This window comes from Brevundimonas sp. GW821-FHT09G01 (assembly GCF_059416065.1).
The window spans coordinates 454,727-470,173 of sequence record NZ_JBWKOL010000001.1 but is presented as its reverse complement, the minus strand read 5'-3'; the positions used below and the strand labels follow the sequence as shown (position 1 = coordinate 470,173).

The window sequence follows — 15,447 nt, the reverse complement described above, 5'->3', positions numbered from 1 at the left end:
CCCCCGAATCTGGAGCTCAGCTTCGCATCCGGCACCGGGAGATCAAACACCGCCGTTCGTCCCCGCGGACCGCATCCCGTCCCTGCGCCGTTGAATGCGAGACCGCCACCCGCCGTGATGGCGGCATGTCCATCTACCCTCTCCTCCTCGCCGTTCACATCGCCGCCGGACTCGGCACGGTCGTCGTCGGCGCGGCCCCGGTCCTGACCCGCAAGGGCTCGCGCCTGCACCGCTGGACAGGACGAGCCTTCGCCGTCCTGATGGCGATCCTGCTGGTCTGCGCCTGGGCGATGACCGCCCTGAAGATGAACAGTTATCTGCTGGCCCTGTCGGCCTCGGCGACCCTGACCCTGTTCTCGGGCCTGCGGGTGCTGGGGCGCAAACGTCCGGATCTGCAGCGCACGGACCGGGCGACGGCGCTGGACTGGATCGTGACCCTGGCGCTGGCCAGCGTGGGCCTGATCATCCTGGCCCTGGTCCTGACGGGCCGAAGCAGCGGGCCGCCCGTCCTCTCCATCGCCCTGGTCTATGCCGCGTTCAGCATGGGCGGCTGGGACGCGTGGCGCTTCCTGCGCCCGACCGACTGGCCCTTCAGTCCCGAGTTGTGGCGGTATGAGCATCTGTGGAAGATGCTTGGCGCATACTCGGCGGTGCTGAGCGCCTTCTCGGGAAATTTCCTGAGGTTCCTGCCCCCGCCCTGGAGCGCCCTTTGGCCGACGCTGCTGTTCCAGACCCTGACCGTGATCTGGATCGCCGGGTTGGTCCTGCAGCGCCGACGCCGGCCGGCAGCCGCCTGATGCGCGGCCTGCGCCGCATCCCGTTCGGGGTCGGACTGGGCCTTTTCGCGGCCTACAGCTATGCGGCGACCACGGCGTCGGCGGCGTGGTTCGTGCGCCGGGACCATGGCGCCGACCTGCCGACATCGCTGCTTTGGGCGGGACTGCTGTATGCTCCGAACGTCGTGACGGGGCTGATGGTCTGGGCCGTGCTGCGGCGGTTCGGGGCCGAGTGGCGGGCGATGGGCGTACTGACCGCCCTGGCGCCGCCCATGGTCGTCTCGGCGGCCCTGGCGATGACCGGCGCGGATGGAGCCATGCGCGGCGCGGGCTGGTCCGTCGCCGAGATCATGGCGCGGAGCATCGACCGGCTGCCGGTCTCCATCCTGCTGTACACCGCCATCGGCGCGGCTGGCCTGGCGGCGGCGCACTGGCGCCGGGCGATCCGGCAGCGGGCCGAGATGGAAGCGCTGTCGGCGGCCCTGGCCGAGGCCCGGCGCGCCCAGTCCGATCCCGCAGCCCCGTCATCGGAGCGGCTGATGGTCGGGGTGGGCCGGGGCCGGGTTCCGGTAGCGGTCCCGGAGATCGAATGGATCGCCTCGGCGGGCAACTACGCCGTCGTCCATTGGCGCGATCGCGAAGGCCTATTGCGCGAGACCCTGCAGGCGCTGGAGACGCGTCTGGCCCCGCGCGGCTTCGCCCGCAGCCACCGGTCGACGCTGGTCAATCTTGCGAGGGCGCGTGAGTTGAAGCCGCTGGCGGACGGCGCGTGGCGGGTCACGCTGGACAGCGGCGCGGAGCTGGTGGTCAGCCGGTCTTACAGAGACGGGTTCCTGGCGCGACTGGGAGGTTCGGCGGCGGTAGAGGTTTCGCCCTCGGAACCTTCCGCCGTTCGGTCTTCACTGATCGGGCGAACGGGTTCGGGTAGGACCGGCGGCGTCGTTTCAGACATATAGGTCAGATAGTCACCCCAGATGTCGCGAGTCCGTCGCCACGTCGCGTCCGTCAGACACGTCGCGTAGAACAGCCCGCCGATCGTGCCGCCGCTGCCGTCCGGAAGCCAGACGGCGCAGTGGCTTTCAGCATAGGCTTTCCAATCCCGCTGGGACTTCGTCAGCCAGTGCACCTGACGGGTTCTCGGGCCGTACTTGACCGACTCCGCGTCATTGTCCCGCGCCCGCTTCATCGCGGCCGAGAAATACCGCTGCATGCGGGCTTCTTCCTGGGCCAGATCGTCGCCGGCGCAGGCCTTGATCGACGGCATCGAGCCGTCGCTCCGATCACACTCATGAGACGGCCCCGCGGCCGGCCGCGCGTCTTCTGAATCACAGGCGCACAGGCCGACGCAGAGCAAGCCCGCGGCGATCAAAACAACGGGCTTCATGGCGGAGGTTCCGGTTGGATGGCTCAGCCTATCCCAAGCCTTAAAACCGTCCAGCCTACTTCTTCGGCGCGTGTTTCTGCCCCGTCCGGATCCGACCCGAACGCGAGACCTGACGCGCTCCGCCGCGCGCGCCCTTCTGGACGGCGATGGACGAGCCGGCCTTCTTGGACGAGCTGGCCTTCACGCCCGAGACGACCTTGGGCTGATGCTTGCGGGTCTTCTTCTGCTCCAGCGCCTTGCCGGGCAGATTGGACAGCATCTCGGCCTTCTCGGCCTTCTTGATCACCCGGCGCGGCGCGGTCTTGGCGTCGCCCTTGTAGCGTTCCGGACCCGACTTGGAACCGCCCTCGGCATAGGGGTTGTCGCCGCTGGACTTGACGATCAGGCGGATCGGCGTGCCCGGCAGGTCGAAGCTCTCGCGGATCGAGTTGACCAGGTAGCGCTTGTACTGCTCCGGCATCGACTCGGCGCGGCTGGCCATCAGCACGAAGGTGGGCGGACGGGCCTTGGTCTGGGCGATGTATTTGGGCTTGATGCGCTTGCCGTCGACGGCGGGCGGCGGGTGCCGCTGGGTGGCCATGGACAGCCAGGTGTTCAGGTCCTTGGTCTTCACCTTCACCGACCAGGTGTCATAGGCCTGGATCACGGCGGGCATCAGGCGCTCGACGCCCCGGCCCGAATGGGACGACAGAACGACGAACGGCGTGCCCTTCAGCTGGGGCAGCTTGTCCTCGGCCATGCTCTTCAGCTTGGCCATGCGCGCCTGGGGCTCTTCCTCGAGGTCCCACTTGGACGCGACGTAGATCAGCGCCCGGCCCTCGCGCTCGACCAGGTCGGCCAGCTGCAGGTCCTGGATGTCGAAGGCGTTGTCCTTGTCCATCATCAGGATGACCACCTCGGCGAAGGTGATGGCCCGGATGGTGTCGGCGACCGACAGCTTCTCCAGCTTCTCCTGCACCCGCGCCTTGCGGCGCATGCCGGCGGTGTCGACGAAGCGGATCGGACGGCCTTCCCACTCCCAGTCGACCGAGATGGAGTCGCGGGTGATGCCGGCTTCCGGTCCGACCAGCAGGCGGTCCTCGCCCAGCAGGCGGTTCACCAGCGTCGACTTGCCCGCATTCGGGCGACCGATCACGGCGATGCGGATCGGCTTGTCGGCCTCCTCGACCTCTTCGATGAAGATGTCGGCCGAAGCGGCCAGAATGGCCTGGAACAGATCCGCCATGCCCTCGCCGTGCTCGGCGGAGATAGCGACCGGCTCGCCGAAGCCCAGGGCGTGGGCCTCGCCGACGCCGCCGCCGCTCTCGCGGCTCTCGGCCTTGTTGGCCAGCAGGATGATCGGCTTGTGCACCTTGCGCAGCCGGTCGGCGAAGATGCGGTCCAGCGAGGTCACGCCCTCACGGGCGTCCATCATGAACAGGATCAGCTCGGCGTCCTCGATGGCCGCTTCCGTCTGCTCGCGCATCCGGGCCTCGAGGCTGTCGTCGGTGACGTCCTCATAGCCGGCGGTGTCGATCAGCGTCAGATCCATGTCGCCGATGTTGCCGTCCGCATAGCGGCGGTCGCGGGTCACGCCCGGGCGATCGTCCACAAGCGCCAGGCGCTTGCCGACGAGGCGGTTGAATAGTGTCGACTTGCCCACGTTGGGGCGGCCGACGATGGCGACTTTGAGAGCCATGTCGGCCTTCTAACGCAGTTTGGGGGTTTCCGTCAGCGAATGCTGACGACGTCGCCCCGGTCGGTGAGCACATAGACCGAGCCGTTGTAGGCGGCCGGAGCGATGAAGGCGGCGCCGCCGAGCTTGAGCGTCGCGGTCTGCAGGCCCGTCTTCGGATCCAGGGCGACCAGTTCGCCCTCGGAATTGACCAACAGCAGGCGGTTGGACGCCAGCAGCGGGCCCGACCACGCCGGAGTCACGGTCCGATCCCAGAAGCCGAGGAAGCCGCCTTCCTGGTGGACGCGGCCCTCGTTGAGGTTGCGGGTCCAGTAGACCTGGCCGCTGTCGCGGTTGACCACGGTCAGTTCGCCGGTCTTGGACACGATATAGACCACATCGCCGACCGGCAGGGGCGCATTGACGCCCGCGATCGGCAGTTGCCACTTCGGCTGACCCGAACGGATGTCCATGGCCGACAGCACGCCGGAGTGGGCGACGGCGTAGACGATGCCGCGGCTGATCACGGGGCGGCCGGCGATGTCGCGGATTTCCGACAGGGCGCTGGTGCGGCTGGTGCGCGACAGGGTCTGGGTCCAGAGCGACTGGCCGGTGGAGGCGCGCAGGGCGCTGACTTCGCCCGAGGAGAAGGGCGCGATCACCGTGTCGCCGGTCACCGCCGGGCTGGAGGCGCGCATGATGCGGGCCGGCTCGGGGATGCCGCGGTAGGCCCAGTTCTGGTGGCCCGTGGCCGCGTCAAACGCCAGCATCTGGTTTTCGACATCGACGACGAAGACGCGGTTGCCCGCCACCGTCGGCGCGCCGTGGATCGGCACGTCGACCGGAGTGGTCCACAGCACGGCGCCCGACGCCTGATCCAGCGCGGTGATGGTGCGATAGCCCGAGGCGACGAAGACCTTGCCGCCGCCCACGGCGACGCCGCCGCCGAAACCGCCGCCGGTCGAGGACCCGCCGATACCGAAGAAGCCGCGACGGCCCTCGCGCTCGTCAGGCTTGATGTTGGCCTTCCAGGCGACCGCGCCGGTGGCGGCGTCCAGCGCCGACACCGTGGCTTCGCCGTCCAGGACGAAAATGCGGCCGCTGTCGGCCACGATCGGCGCCATGACCTGACGGGTGCGTCCAGAACCCGCGCCGATGCCCCGGCGCCAGGCGACGGTGAAATCGACGGCGCCGATCACGTGTTCGACCGAATTGTCGGCCGACCCGCCCGGCTGGGTCCAGGCGACCGCGGCCTGCGGACCCGGGATGAAGAAGTCACGGCCCGACAGCGCGGCCGAGGGAGCCAGCTGTTGCTCGAACTCCAGCACCGAGATGCGCTGGCCTTCCGTGGCGGTGGCGCCGGGAGCCTCCTTGCCGCCGAGGCCGAACGGCAGCGAACGACGCACGGTGCCGCACGAGGCGACGGTCAGGGCGAGCCCGCACAGCAGGGCGACTTTAAGCACACGATTCATGGCGAACGTCCTGGAGGCCGGGATCACGGGCGGGCCGGAGCGGCGGGCTGTGGGGTTGCAGGCTGCGGCGCGGCCGGAGCAGCGGCGGCGGCGGCGGCGGCGGGACCGGCGGCGGCCGCGGCGGCCTGGGCGGTCGCCATCTGGCGGACGATCGCCTGGATGTTGGCGGCTCCACCCGATTCGATCGCGTCGAGGGCGAGCTGGGCGCGGCGGCTGACCACCTGAGGGGTGTCGAGGTCGTTCTTCAGGATCGCCAGCGCGTCCTTGGCCTCATTGACCTTGCCGTGTTGCAGCAGGGCCAGGGCCTCAGCTTCCTGGGCGAAGGCGCGGAACGGGCGCTTCTCGCCGGTCAGCGCCTTGGCGCGGGCCTGGATCTGTTCCAGCGTCTCGGTGTCCATGGCCAGCAGCAGCGCCTTGAAGGCGGCGGCGTCGGCGATCAGCGGATCACGCGAGGCCTTGGCGGCCTCGTCCATGAGGGTCAGGGCCTCGGCGTCGCGGCCGGCGTCCAGGGCGATGCCCGCCCGGTGCTGCAGGGCCAGGCCCTTGTAGGCTCCATTGCCCTCCTTCGCCGCCTGGGCGAAGGCGGCGTCGGCGCCGACCGGGTTGTTGGCCTGCATGGCTTCGAGGCCGCGCTCATAGGCGACCGAGGCCTTGTCGGCCTTGGACGTTTCCATCGACTGCCAGCCCCACCAGGACAGGGCGGCGATCAGGGCGACCAGAAGAACGCCGCCCATGACGGGCAGCCAGGTGCGGGCGAGACGCTTGTAGCGTTCGGAGCGAAGCTCCTCCTCGACCTGCTCGAAGACATCAGACACGGAACAGTCGCCCCCAGAAAACGGCGATCAGAGCCGTTGAATTTCAATCCGGCCGGACCCTAGAGGGTCAGCACGGCCCCCGCAACGCAGCCTTCACTGCGAAACCGGCTTTTTCGAGAAGTAGGTCTCGACTTCGGCAGGAAAACGGCGGGTCCGGACGTCCTTCGCATAGGCCTCGACAGCGCGGTCGATCTCGCCGCGCAGATCGGCGTAGCGGCGGACGAATTTCGGCGTCCAGTCGAACAGGCCCAGCATGTCGGGCACGACGAGGATCTGACCGTCGCAGGCCGCAGAGGCGCCGATCCCGATTGTGGGCTTGTCGATGGCTTCGGTGATGTCGCGGGCCAGCCCTTCGGCCACGCCCTCGATGACCACGGCGAAGGCCCCGGCGTCGGCGGTGGCCTCGGCCTCGGCGATCACCCGCAGGCGCTCCTCCTCGGTCTTGCCCTTGGCCTTGAAGGCGCCATCGGTCAGCACGGCCTGGGGCCGCAGGCCGACGTGGCCCATCACCGGAATGCCGCGCTGGACCAGATAGGCGATGGTCTCCGCCACCGTGGGTCCGCTTTCCAGCTTCACGCCCTGGGCGCCCGTTTCCTTCATGACGCGGGCGCAGTTCTCGTAGGCCTGCTCCTTGGCGCCCTCATAGCTGCCGAACGGCATGTCGATGACGACCATGGCCCGCTTCGAGCCGCGCATGACCGCCTGGCCGTGCAGGATCATCATCTCCAGCGTGACGCCGACGGTGTTGGGCATGCCGTGGACCACCATGCCGACGCTGTCGCCGACCAGCAGGACGTCGCAGTGGGCGTCGAGGATTTCCGCGGTCGGGGCGTCGTATGCGGTCAGGCAGACCAGCGGCTCGCCGCCCTTGCGGGCCCGGATGTCCGGCGCGGCGAGGCGGCGGACGTTTTCCTGCTTCTGGCTGGACATGGGAGAGGCTCCGGTTCGGGGAGCCCCTAGATAGGCTCCCCGAGCGGAACCGTCACGTCACACTTCCTGCGACAGACGAACCACGCCCGCGGCGGCCGCGGCGATCAGGGCCCCGGCGGCGATCCAGAACATCTGCATGCCGCTCATGGAGCCGAACGCCAGATTGCCGAGGCCGGCCTGGTCGAGGCCGGACTGGATCGCCGTCTGGGCGTTGAAGGAGACCGCCTCAAGTCCCTGCATGCCGGTCGCCGCCGAGCCGCCGCCTTCGCCCAGATTGACGTTGACCGAGACCACTTCGCGAACGGCCACCACGGCGCCGACCAGGCCGGCCAGGCCCAGGACGACGACCCGCAGGCGCGAGCCCTTCTGCATCCGTTGTTCCACCTGGGCCGTGAACAGAGCGGCGTCAGGCATCGTCGGCGTCCGGGCGAACAGACGCTCGATCGCGGGATCGAACTCATCAGCCGACATGCTGTGTTCTCCCCAGGGTTTGAGCGGGTTGGAGCCGCGCGCGGAGTTTATCCAGACCACGTTTGACATGAGACTTCACCGTACCGAGTGGCAAATTCAGGGCCGTCGCGATCTCCGGATGGGCCATTCCCGCGCCGTGGCACAGGGAGACGCACAACCGTTCCGGCTCGCTCAGGGTCTTGAGGGCTTCGTCGAGGTCCATCAGGCCTCCCGGATCGGGCGCAGTGACGGTCTCTTCCGTTTCAAGTTCAGCGACATACCGGGCCTCCTTGGCGACACGCTTGAGGTAGAGGCGCGCCGCGATCCGCTTCACCCAGGCGGCGAAGGTGCCGTCGCCGCGAAACTCCGAACAGCGTTCGAAGGCCTGAATGAAGGCGTCCTGCGCCACGTCGTCCGCCAGCGAGGGCTGAGCCCCCATCCGGCGCAGCAGGGCGCGGACGGCGGAGCCGTGCCGGCGAACGAGTTCGCCGAACTCCTGACGCCCGCCCGCCGCCGCGAGGGCGGCGAGCTCGACGTCATGTCGGTCGACCAGGGCTTGGGCCATGTGTTTTCCCCCGTCCCGAGCCGGATCAGTCCCTGTTCTTGTTGAAGAAGCTCAGGGCGATGAAGGCCAGGCCGATGGTGATCGGGATGGCGGAGATGCCCAGCATGCCCGTATCAAAGTGATTGCCGTCCCAGTCGTCGCCGAAGCCGCCTCCAGTGATCGCGCCGAAGGCGGCGATGCCGATGCCGACGGCCAGCCAGATGATGCCGCGGCGAATGTCCTTGGTGCGCGACGGCAGGTTCTTCGAGACGTCCTTGGTCATCGCCTCGATGACTTCGGGCGGCATGTCCTGCCCCTTGTCGATCGCGTGGCGCAGGGTCTCCTGCATCTCGCGACGCTCACGGCTCCTGAGCCAGGTCGGACCCACGACGATGGCGGTCAGCGTGCCGAAGACGGCGAAGATCGCGAAGATCGGAATGAAGTCTTCCATCGAATATCCCCTTTAATCCTTGTGGACCGAAGCGTGACGTTTCGGCCTTCTGAGAACAAGAGGCGCCGGGAAGCTCCTACAGATGCGAAGTTTCGGGTGAAACTTTCGTAAGGCTCATGAAACCGGTTACAAGGCCGCAAAAGGGAGAGGATTCGCCATGATCGACCGTCGCACCCTGCTGGCCGGACTGGCCGCCGTTCCGGCCGCGGCGGCCGTCACGGGCTGCGCCACCCTGCCCGCCCCCGGCGCATCGCGCCCGCTGAAGCTGGTCACCTTCAACATCTGGCACAATCAGGGCGACTGGGCCGCCCGGCAGCCCCTGCTGATCGAGGCCATCCGCGCCGCCGACCCTGACGTTATCGCCCTGCAGGAGGTGCTGGAGGACGCCAACGTCGGCCTGCCCAACCAGGCCCGGACGTTGGCCGACGCCCTGGGCGGCTACGAAATGCATTTCGTCTCCACCGACGCGGAAGGCGCCCCGCGTCGCTACGGCAACGCCATCCTCAGCCGCCTGCCGGTGCTGGCGCATGATTCGCGGAAGCTGGAACCGCTGGACGACTACCGCACCGCCCTGCGGGTGCGGGTCGATCTGGACGGCAAGACCATCGACATCGTCGACACCCATCTGGCCTGGCAGGCAGACGCCCAGGCGGTCCGGGCGCGCCAGATCGGCGACCTGCTGGGCTGGCTGCCGCACGACGGGACGCCGCTGATCGTCATGGGCGACTTCAACGCCGTGCAGGAGGACGCCGGGCTGAACGTGCTGACCGGCGACCGCTTCTTCAGCGCCCTGCCCCGCGGCGTGGTCCCGACGACCCTCAATCCGGCCAAGGGCCATCCGAACCGGGTGATCGACCACATCTTCGTCGAGGCGGCGCATTTCGCGCCCGGCGCATGGTCAGTGTTGGGGAATACGCCGGTGAACGGAGAGTATCCGTCAGATCACTTCGGCGTGGCGGCGACCGTCACCGTGCGCTGAAGCGCGCCGGTCAACCACAGGCCGACGCTCCCGGCGACCACGGCGCCGGCGAGGATGAAGGCCACCGGCTGGATCAGCGGGACCAGTTCCCACGACACGGTCTCCAGCAACGGATGCAGGACCCATAGGACCAGGCCGGTCACGACGGCCCACGGCAGCAGGGCCGCGACCGTCATCCAGGCGCGGCGCCGTGCGATCCGCCCCGCCACCTCGACCTCGAACGCATAGTCGCGCCGGGGTGGAGCCTCGGCGGCGAACAGGGTTGCGAGTTTCTGTTCAGGCGTCATCGGGACCTCCGAGCGCTTTCAGCAGGCGCGCCCGTCCGCGCGCAACATGGGACTTCACCGTGCCCAGAGGCAAGCCCAGCGCCTCCGAGGCCTCGCCATGCGACCAGCCGTCGCCCAGACACAGGGCCACGCAGGCGCGCACGTCCGCCGGCAGTTCGGCCATGGCGGCCTGGAGGGCCATCTTCTCCTCCGCCGATATGCCCGCCGGCGTCTCGACCGCCTCCAGCCAGCCCGAGTCGCGCGCCGCGCCGCGCCGGGCGCTGCGGATCCGGTCCTGCGCCTTGCGCCAGGCGATCCCGCAGAGCCAGGATCGTACGCCCGCCGGGTCCTTGAGGCTGCGCAACGACGCCCAGCCGGCGACAAAGGCCTCCTGGGCCACATCGTCCGCCTCGGCCCAGCCGCTGCCCAGGAAGCGGCGCAGGAAGGCCCGCACCGCCGCCTGATGCCGCTCGACAAGCCGCGAGAAGGCCGCGTCCGAACCGGCGAGCGCGCGGCTCACCAGTTCGGCGTCGGTCATGGCGTGCTGCACGGTTCAATGTCCCCCCGGCTCGCCCCCTCAACGATTCCGGCGACAGGTCAGGGCGCTGATCAGAGCCCAGATCGCCACCGCGCCCATGACGAAGGACACCACCGTGAAGGCGCCGCTGTCGCCATCCATATTGGTCAGATAGGAGGCCCCGAAGAAGCCGATGCTCAGGGCAGTGAACAGGCCGAACAGCGACCAGTAGTTGGTCGGCTGGCGATTGCCGGGCGATTTGCCGTCCCAGCCGTCCTCGTCCAGTGGACGCTGCAGCACCTTCAGCAGCGCCTCCGGCGGCTCCTGCCCCTTTTCGGCATAGGTCTTGAGCAGGTTCAGCGCGTCGCGCTGACGCCGGTAGCCGAGCAGGCTGTTGAACGCCCCCGCCAGCATGAAGCCGATCGGGAAGAGCAGCCACCAGAACTGGTAGAAGAAGTTTTCCATCGTCGTCATCCCCACTGGCGAAGGCCGTCCTCCGCGCTATTCATTCCGTAGTCGGCGCCGTTCCGCGTTGCGGATGCGCACGTCCGAAAATTACTTCATCCACAGCCGCAGGCTCGACACCGGCGCGTCTGCGGTCAAGGTAGGCGACCCACTCGCGCCAACGTGCGTTCCCGCAACCGCATCGTTACGGCCGCGTTGGCTGTCGCGACGTCAAACATCCCTCCCCCGGCCCGGAGTCCCGCCATGGTCCAGATCACCTATCGCATCGTCGAACACGACGGAGGCTGGGCCTACAAACTTGGGGACACCTATTCCGAAACCTACCCCGACCACGACTCGGCCCGCGCCGCCGCCGTGGCCGTGTCGCGCGAGCAAAAGGTGTCGGATGAGGACGCCTTCATCGAGTATGAAGACACCAACGGGCGCTGGATCACCGAACGGGCGGACGGGCATGACCGTCCTGACGCCGACGTCGAGGGCTGATCGGCCGCAACCGGTTGTGATCACTTCGGGGTAGGCGCGGCCCAGCATGGCCGTTAAGTCCTGCGCGAAATTTGATGGAACCGGTTACATGCATCACCGACTCGGCTCAGCACCGTCCCGTCGATGGCTTCTCGCCGGAGGCGCTCTTATGGCTGGAATGATGATGGCTCCCCGTATCGCTGCCGCTCAGGCGCAGGCAAATCTCTCCCGTGTCGACGCCCTGATCGCTCGCATGACGATCGAGGAAAAGGCCGGCCAACTGAACCTGATGAACGACCCGTTCCGCTGGCGGCCGGAGGGGGTCAACCCCGGCGACGCCCTGGACACGGACCAGTCCCAGACGGCCGCCGACATCCGCGCGGGCCGTATCGGCGCCCTGTTCAACGGCGTCGGCGCCGCGAGCACCCGCTATGTGCAGGACATGGCCGTGCGCGAGAGCCGGCTGGGCATCCCCCTGCTGTTCGCGGCCGACATCATCCATGGCCTGAAGACCACCTTCCCCGTGCCGCTGGGCGAGGCCGCCAGCTGGGACATGGACCTGGCCGAGCGCACCGCCCGCGCCGCGGCGGTCGAAGGCGGCGCTGCGGGCGTGCACCAGACCTACGCCCCCATGGTCGACGTGGCCCGCGACCAGCGCTGGGGCCGGGTCGTCGAGGGCGCCGGCGAGGACGTGCTGCTCAACAACATGTTCGCCGTGGCGCGGACCAAGGGCTTCCAGGGCGACGACCTGACCGCCTGGTCCTCGCTGCTGGCCACGCCCAAGCATTTTGCGGCCTACGGCGCCGCCGAAGCGGGCATGGACTACAACTCCACCGACATGAGCGAGCTGGCGCTGCGCTCCATCTACCTGCCGCCGTTCAAGGCCTCGCTCGATGCGGGCGCCCTGTCAGTGATGAGCGCCTTCAACGACCTGAACGGCGTGCCGACGAGCGGCAACAAATGGCTGTTGACCGACATTCTGCACGGCGAGTGGGGCTTCGCGGGCTTCGTGGTCTCCGACTACACCTCCGAGCAGGAGCTGGTGGCCCACGGCTACGCCGCCGACGGTCGCGACGCAGCGCGCCTGGCCCTGATGGCCGGCGTCGACATGTCGATGAAGAGCGGCCTGTTCCTCAAACACATCCCAGAACTGGTCCAGTCTGGCGACGTGCCGATCGAGCGCGTCGACCAGGCCGTGCGCCGGGTGCTGATGACCAAGGCCGCCCTGGGCCTGTTCGACGACCCCTATCGCGGCTCGGACGTGCGCACCGAGCGCCGCGTCACCGGCAGCCCGGAGCATCTGGCCCTCGCCCGTGAGGCCGGGCGCAAGTCGATCGTCATGCTGAAGAACGACGGCGGCGTCCTGCCCCTGCCCAAGACGGGCAAGCGCATCGCCCTGATCGGGCCGTTCGGGGCGGACAAGGCCGACATCTTCGGTCCGTGGTCGGTGTTCAAGGACACCCGTCTGGCCGTGTCGCTGGAGGACGGCGTGCGCGCCGCTCTCGGCGAGGACGCGACACTGACGGTGGTGAAGGGCTCGGATGTCGAGGCCCCGATCCCCGGCGGCATCGAGGCGGCGGTCACCGTCGCATCCGAGGCCGATGTGATCCTTCTGGCCGTCGGCGAGTCGAGCGAGATGTCGGCGGAATCCAAGTCGCGCGTCGACATCGGTATTCCCGCCGCCCAGCTGGCCCTGGCCGAGGCCGTCGCCGCCACGGGCAAGCCGGTGGTGGTCCTGCTGCGCAACGGGCGCGGCATGGAGCTGTCCGGCGCGATCCGCGACGCGCAGGCGATCCTGGTCACCTGGTTCCTGGGTTCGGAGACCGGCCACGCCGTCGCCGACGTGCTGTTCGGCGACCATGCCCCGGTCGGCCGCCTGCCGGTCAGCTTCCCCTACGCCTCGGGCCAGTCGCCCTTCTATTACGCCCACAAGTCGACCGGCCGCCCGTCGCGCCCGACCGACCGCGAGTTCACCTCGAAATTCCGCGAGGTCCCGCACGCGGCCCTCTATCCGTTCGGTCACGGCCTGAGCTACTCGCCGGTCAGCTATTCGCCGGTGAGCCTGTCGTCGCCGTCCGTGACCCGGGACGGGTCGGTCACAGCCTCGGTCACCCTGACCAACGGCGGCCGGCATGACGCCTCGGAAGTGGTGCAGCTCTACATCCGCGACCGCGTGGCCTCGATCACCCAGCCGGTGCGCCTGCTCAAGGCCTTCGAGCGGGTCACGGTCCCGGCGGGCGGCAGCGTGCAGGTTTCGATCCCCCTGCCCGCCTCGGACCTGTCATTCCTCGGCGCGGATCTGCGCCCGACCCTGGAGCCCGGCGTGTTCGACGTCTGGCTGGCCTCCAGCGCCCAGACGGGCGAGCCGGCGCAGCTCACGCTCGTCTAGCCGAATACGGCCGCATAGATCTCGGGCTTGAACCCCACGGTCGTGCGGCCGTCGACATCCAGCACCGGGCGTTTGATCATCGACGGATTGGCCAGCATCAGGCCGATGGCCTTGTCGGCGGTCAGGTCCGCCTTGTCCTCCGGCGGCAGAGCGCGGAAGGTCGTACCGGCGCGGTTCAGCACGATCTCCCAGCCGTGCGCCTCGACCCAGCCGCTCAACGTCTCACGGTCGATCCCGACCTTCTTGTAGTCGTGGAAGGCGTAGGCGACGCCGTGCTGGTCCAGCCAGACGCGCGCCTTCTTGACCGTGTCGCAGTTGGGAATGCCGTAGAGCGTCGGGATCATGGTCTGGCCTCAAGCGTTTCAGCCGGGTCTGCCGCAGCCCGCCCTGGCCCGCAAGGCCGCCAAGCTGGAGGCAGCGTCCAGGGGCTAGCCGCCGGGTGGGGACGTGACCGCCGGGGCCGGCGGCGGCTCGTCGGTCAGCTCGGCGGCGGGCGTGACCCAGGCCTCTCCGGCCGCGGCGCGCGACCGGCCCAGTTCGAAGGTGCGGGTCATCGAGGCGTGATCGAATTTCAGGCTGGAGGCCTCCGCGTCGGCCGGGATGGACGCCACCCGGAAGGTCACCCCATTGCGGGCCGCGAAGGCCGCGTTGGCCGCCAGGTGGGTGCGGGTGCTGGCCTTGCTCATGCTCTCGTAGGCGCGCGCCAGGATGGCCGACAGACGGCCGCGCACCACCTGGTTCGTACGACCGGTCTGGCCGTTGATCAGCACATAGATCGACGCCCGATCCGCGCCCGGCACCCGCTGGGCGCCCACCAGCAGGGTCTCGGGCACGCCCAGGAAGGGCATGTTGATGCCGCCGTCGGCGTGCATCTCCTCGACGATCTGGTCGCCCTGCAGGCCGGCGATCATCACCGGCGGAAACACGCCCGGGATGCTGGCCGACGCGATCAGCACCTCGCGGAACAGCACCAGGGCCTGCTCGTCTCCCTGGGTCGCCAGCTGTCCCATGTCCCAGACGATCGATTCCTGGCTGTCCAGATTGGTGGTCACGACCAGCAGCCGCCGTCCCTTGGCGTGCTCGGCGGCGATCTGGCGCAACAGCTCCGGCGTGACGTTCTGGTCGACCAGCCGCCGCAAAGGGGCGGCGCTGAACAAGCTCGGCCCCGTCAGCCCGGCCAGGGCGCGCGGGCTCAGCAGGCCGTCGGCGCCGCCATCGGTGTAGGCCGCGCGCAGCTCGTCGTCCCAGCCGGAGCCGAGGAAGGCGAAGGGCGCGGCCAGGGCGCCGGTGCTGATGCCGGTGACGATATCGAATTGCGGGCGAGTTCCCGTCTCGCTCCAGCCGACCAGCACGCCCGCACCGAAGGCCCCGTTGGCCCCGCCTCCGGACAGGGCGAGCACGGCTCCGGTGGCGTGGGGCGAGGCCAGCCGCTGGGTGAACAGGGCGATGAGTTCGTTGACCCGGACCTGATCCCCGGGCCGGATGCGCGGGTCGACGGTGTACGACAGCGGCGCATTGAGCGTCCGCACCGGCAGGGGCTCAAGCCGCGCCACGGCGCCGCAACCCGACAGCAGGAACGCCCCCATCAGCACGCCCGCCAGGGCTGGGCGCCACGCGGATGTCCGCCGCGGATCAACAGGGTCCTGGTTCATCTCTCTCTCCGCCACGCCCGATATTCGCCAACACAATCCGCAACCGCCACGGTTGTTGCGTGAAACCGAAAGGAACCGGCGTCCCTGCGGCAGCCTTCACAGTGTTCAGGTGCGCGTTAGACCACTTTGGAGAACAGTCCGTCTTCAGGACCAGCTCACGTCAATCTGATCGCTGGGTACTGGAGGGAACGAGGCGTCCATGACCCTGATCCTTCCCCCGTCCAGCCGCCCGCAACCTGTT

General features: G+C 68.8%; 17 protein-coding genes and 1 pseudogene. 5 read left to right on the top strand and 13 right to left on the bottom strand.

Annotation, left to right across the window (positions count from 1 at the left end; translation table 11 throughout):
* Window positions 1-125 precede the first annotated feature (125 nt).
* Both AC07NB_RS02305 and AC07NB_RS02300 read left to right on the top strand, forming a co-directional pair.
* Window positions 126-797, top strand: a complete 672-nt coding sequence (locus AC07NB_RS02305; RefSeq protein ID WP_494571595.1) for a DUF2306 domain-containing protein — start codon at window positions 126-128, stop codon at window positions 795-797.
* Window positions 797-1,732: a LytTR family DNA-binding domain-containing protein gene (locus AC07NB_RS02300; protein WP_494571594.1), complete on the top strand. Its 936-nt coding sequence runs from the start codon at window positions 797-799 to the stop codon at window positions 1,730-1,732. The genes AC07NB_RS02305 and AC07NB_RS02300 overlap by 1 nt, the downstream gene beginning before the upstream one ends.
* 32 nt (window positions 1,733-1,764) lie before the next feature.
* Here the strand turns inward: AC07NB_RS02300 and AC07NB_RS02295 are convergent.
* The 8 genes and pseudogenes from AC07NB_RS02295 to AC07NB_RS02260 all read right to left on the bottom strand — a co-directional run.
* Window positions 1,765-2,160, bottom strand: a pseudogene (locus tag AC07NB_RS02295) (lysozyme inhibitor LprI family protein); the annotation flags it as partial.
* Between the two features lie 55 nt (window positions 2,161-2,215).
* Window positions 2,216-3,838, bottom strand: coding sequence for a ribosome biogenesis GTPase Der (gene der, locus AC07NB_RS02290; RefSeq protein WP_492313249.1), 1,623 nt, complete (start codon window positions 3,836-3,838; stop codon window positions 2,216-2,218).
* A 32-nt stretch (window positions 3,839-3,870) separates the two neighbouring features.
* Window positions 3,871-5,286: a PQQ-like beta-propeller repeat protein gene (locus AC07NB_RS02285; protein ID WP_492313250.1), complete on the bottom strand. Its 1,416-nt coding sequence runs from the start codon at window positions 5,284-5,286 to the stop codon at window positions 3,871-3,873.
* 23 nt (window positions 5,287-5,309) lie between these two features.
* Window positions 5,310-6,101, bottom strand: a complete 792-nt coding sequence (locus AC07NB_RS02280; RefSeq protein WP_494571593.1) for a tetratricopeptide repeat protein — start codon at window positions 6,099-6,101, stop codon at window positions 5,310-5,312.
* 93 nt (window positions 6,102-6,194) lie between these two features.
* Complete coding sequence (gene panB, locus AC07NB_RS02275) at window positions 6,195-7,031, bottom strand: 3-methyl-2-oxobutanoate hydroxymethyltransferase (RefSeq protein ID WP_291838154.1); 837 nt, start codon at window positions 7,029-7,031, stop codon at window positions 6,195-6,197.
* Between the two features lie 57 nt (window positions 7,032-7,088).
* A complete protein-coding gene (locus AC07NB_RS02270) occupies window positions 7,089-7,502 on the bottom strand; it encodes a hypothetical protein (RefSeq protein ID WP_291838152.1) in 414 nt (137 codons plus the stop codon).
* Window positions 7,492-8,046, bottom strand: a complete 555-nt coding sequence (locus AC07NB_RS02265; RefSeq protein ID WP_291838149.1) for an RNA polymerase sigma factor — start codon at window positions 8,044-8,046, stop codon at window positions 7,492-7,494. The genes AC07NB_RS02270 and AC07NB_RS02265 overlap by 11 nt, the downstream gene beginning before the upstream one ends.
* A 25-nt stretch (window positions 8,047-8,071) precedes the next feature.
* Window positions 8,072-8,476, bottom strand: coding sequence for a DUF6249 domain-containing protein (locus tag AC07NB_RS02260; protein WP_291838147.1), 405 nt, complete (start codon window positions 8,474-8,476; stop codon window positions 8,072-8,074).
* Between the two features lie 157 nt (window positions 8,477-8,633).
* Here AC07NB_RS02260 and AC07NB_RS02255 point away from each other — a divergent pair, with 157 nt between their 5' ends.
* A complete protein-coding gene (locus AC07NB_RS02255; protein WP_291838145.1) occupies window positions 8,634-9,455 on the top strand; it encodes an endonuclease/exonuclease/phosphatase family protein in 822 nt (273 codons plus the stop codon).
* On the opposite strand, the gene AC07NB_RS02250 is transcribed toward AC07NB_RS02255, so the two are convergent.
* The 3 genes from AC07NB_RS02250 to AC07NB_RS02240 are packed head-to-tail and all read right to left on the bottom strand — an operon-like array spanning window position 9,419 to window position 10,703.
* A complete protein-coding gene (locus AC07NB_RS02250; RefSeq protein WP_291838142.1) occupies window positions 9,419-9,742 on the bottom strand; it encodes a hypothetical protein in 324 nt (107 codons plus the stop codon). The genes AC07NB_RS02255 and AC07NB_RS02250 overlap by 37 nt on opposite strands.
* Window positions 9,732-10,259, bottom strand: a complete 528-nt coding sequence (locus AC07NB_RS02245; protein WP_291838158.1) for an RNA polymerase sigma factor — start codon at window positions 10,257-10,259, stop codon at window positions 9,732-9,734. The genes AC07NB_RS02250 and AC07NB_RS02245 overlap by 11 nt, the downstream gene beginning before the upstream one ends.
* Window positions 10,260-10,298: 39 nt before the next feature.
* Complete coding sequence (locus AC07NB_RS02240; protein ID WP_291838139.1) at window positions 10,299-10,703, bottom strand: hypothetical protein; 405 nt, start codon at window positions 10,701-10,703, stop codon at window positions 10,299-10,301.
* A 243-nt stretch (window positions 10,704-10,946) separates the two neighbouring features.
* Between AC07NB_RS02240 and AC07NB_RS02235 the strand changes: the two genes are divergently transcribed.
* Window positions 10,947-11,186 (top strand): DUF2188 domain-containing protein, encoded by a 240-nt coding sequence (locus tag AC07NB_RS02235; RefSeq protein WP_291838136.1) that lies wholly within the window; start codon window positions 10,947-10,949, stop codon window positions 11,184-11,186.
* Between the two features lie 232 nt (window positions 11,187-11,418).
* Window positions 11,419-13,554, top strand: a complete 2,136-nt coding sequence (locus AC07NB_RS02230; protein WP_494571592.1) for a glycoside hydrolase family 3 N-terminal domain-containing protein — start codon at window positions 11,419-11,421, stop codon at window positions 13,552-13,554.
* On the opposite strand, the gene AC07NB_RS02225 is transcribed toward AC07NB_RS02230, so the two are convergent.
* Window positions 13,551-13,898, bottom strand: a complete 348-nt coding sequence (locus AC07NB_RS02225) for an arsenate reductase (RefSeq protein WP_291838130.1) — start codon at window positions 13,896-13,898, stop codon at window positions 13,551-13,553. The genes AC07NB_RS02230 and AC07NB_RS02225 overlap by 4 nt on opposite strands.
* A gap of 84 nt (window positions 13,899-13,982) precedes the next feature.
* Complete coding sequence (locus AC07NB_RS02220) at window positions 13,983-15,206, bottom strand: patatin-like phospholipase family protein (RefSeq protein ID WP_494571591.1); 1,224 nt, start codon at window positions 15,204-15,206, stop codon at window positions 13,983-13,985.
* Window positions 15,207-15,447 lie beyond the last annotated feature (241 nt).

Excerpts from the sequence above, each read along its gene's own strand:
- AC07NB_RS02305 (WP_494571595.1), top strand. The coding sequence starts at position 126 with ATGTCCATCTACCCTCTCCTCCTCGCCGTTCACATCGCCGCCGGACTC.
- AC07NB_RS02300 (WP_494571594.1), top strand. The coding sequence starts at position 797 with ATGCGCGGCCTGCGCCGCATCCCGTTCGGGGTCGGACTGGGCCTTTTC.
- der (WP_492313249.1), bottom strand. The coding sequence starts at position 3,838 with ATGGCTCTCAAAGTCGCCATCGTCGGCCGCCCCAACGTGGGCAAGTCG.
- AC07NB_RS02285 (WP_492313250.1), bottom strand. The coding sequence starts at position 5,286 with ATGAATCGTGTGCTTAAAGTCGCCCTGCTGTGCGGGCTCGCCCTGACC.
- panB (WP_291838154.1), bottom strand. The coding sequence starts at position 7,031 with ATGTCCAGCCAGAAGCAGGAAAACGTCCGCCGCCTCGCCGCGCCGGAC.
- AC07NB_RS02270 (WP_291838152.1), bottom strand. The coding sequence starts at position 7,502 with ATGTCGGCTGATGAGTTCGATCCCGCGATCGAGCGTCTGTTCGCCCGG.
- AC07NB_RS02265 (WP_291838149.1), bottom strand. The coding sequence starts at position 8,046 with ATGGCCCAAGCCCTGGTCGACCGACATGACGTCGAGCTCGCCGCCCTC.
- AC07NB_RS02260 (WP_291838147.1), bottom strand. The coding sequence starts at position 8,476 with ATGGAAGACTTCATTCCGATCTTCGCGATCTTCGCCGTCTTCGGCACG.
- AC07NB_RS02255 (WP_291838145.1), top strand. The coding sequence starts at position 8,634 with ATGATCGACCGTCGCACCCTGCTGGCCGGACTGGCCGCCGTTCCGGCC.
- AC07NB_RS02250 (WP_291838142.1), bottom strand. The coding sequence starts at position 9,742 with ATGACGCCTGAACAGAAACTCGCAACCCTGTTCGCCGCCGAGGCTCCA.
- AC07NB_RS02245 (WP_291838158.1), bottom strand. The coding sequence starts at position 10,259 with ATGACCGACGCCGAACTGGTGAGCCGCGCGCTCGCCGGTTCGGACGCG.
- AC07NB_RS02240 (WP_291838139.1), bottom strand. The coding sequence starts at position 10,703 with ATGGAAAACTTCTTCTACCAGTTCTGGTGGCTGCTCTTCCCGATCGGC.
- AC07NB_RS02235 (WP_291838136.1), top strand. The coding sequence starts at position 10,947 with ATGGTCCAGATCACCTATCGCATCGTCGAACACGACGGAGGCTGGGCC.
- AC07NB_RS02230 (WP_494571592.1), top strand. The coding sequence starts at position 11,419 with ATGACGATCGAGGAAAAGGCCGGCCAACTGAACCTGATGAACGACCCG.
- AC07NB_RS02225 (WP_291838130.1), bottom strand. The coding sequence starts at position 13,898 with ATGATCCCGACGCTCTACGGCATTCCCAACTGCGACACGGTCAAGAAG.
- AC07NB_RS02220 (WP_494571591.1), bottom strand. The coding sequence starts at position 15,206 with ATGAACCAGGACCCTGTTGATCCGCGGCGGACATCCGCGTGGCGCCCA.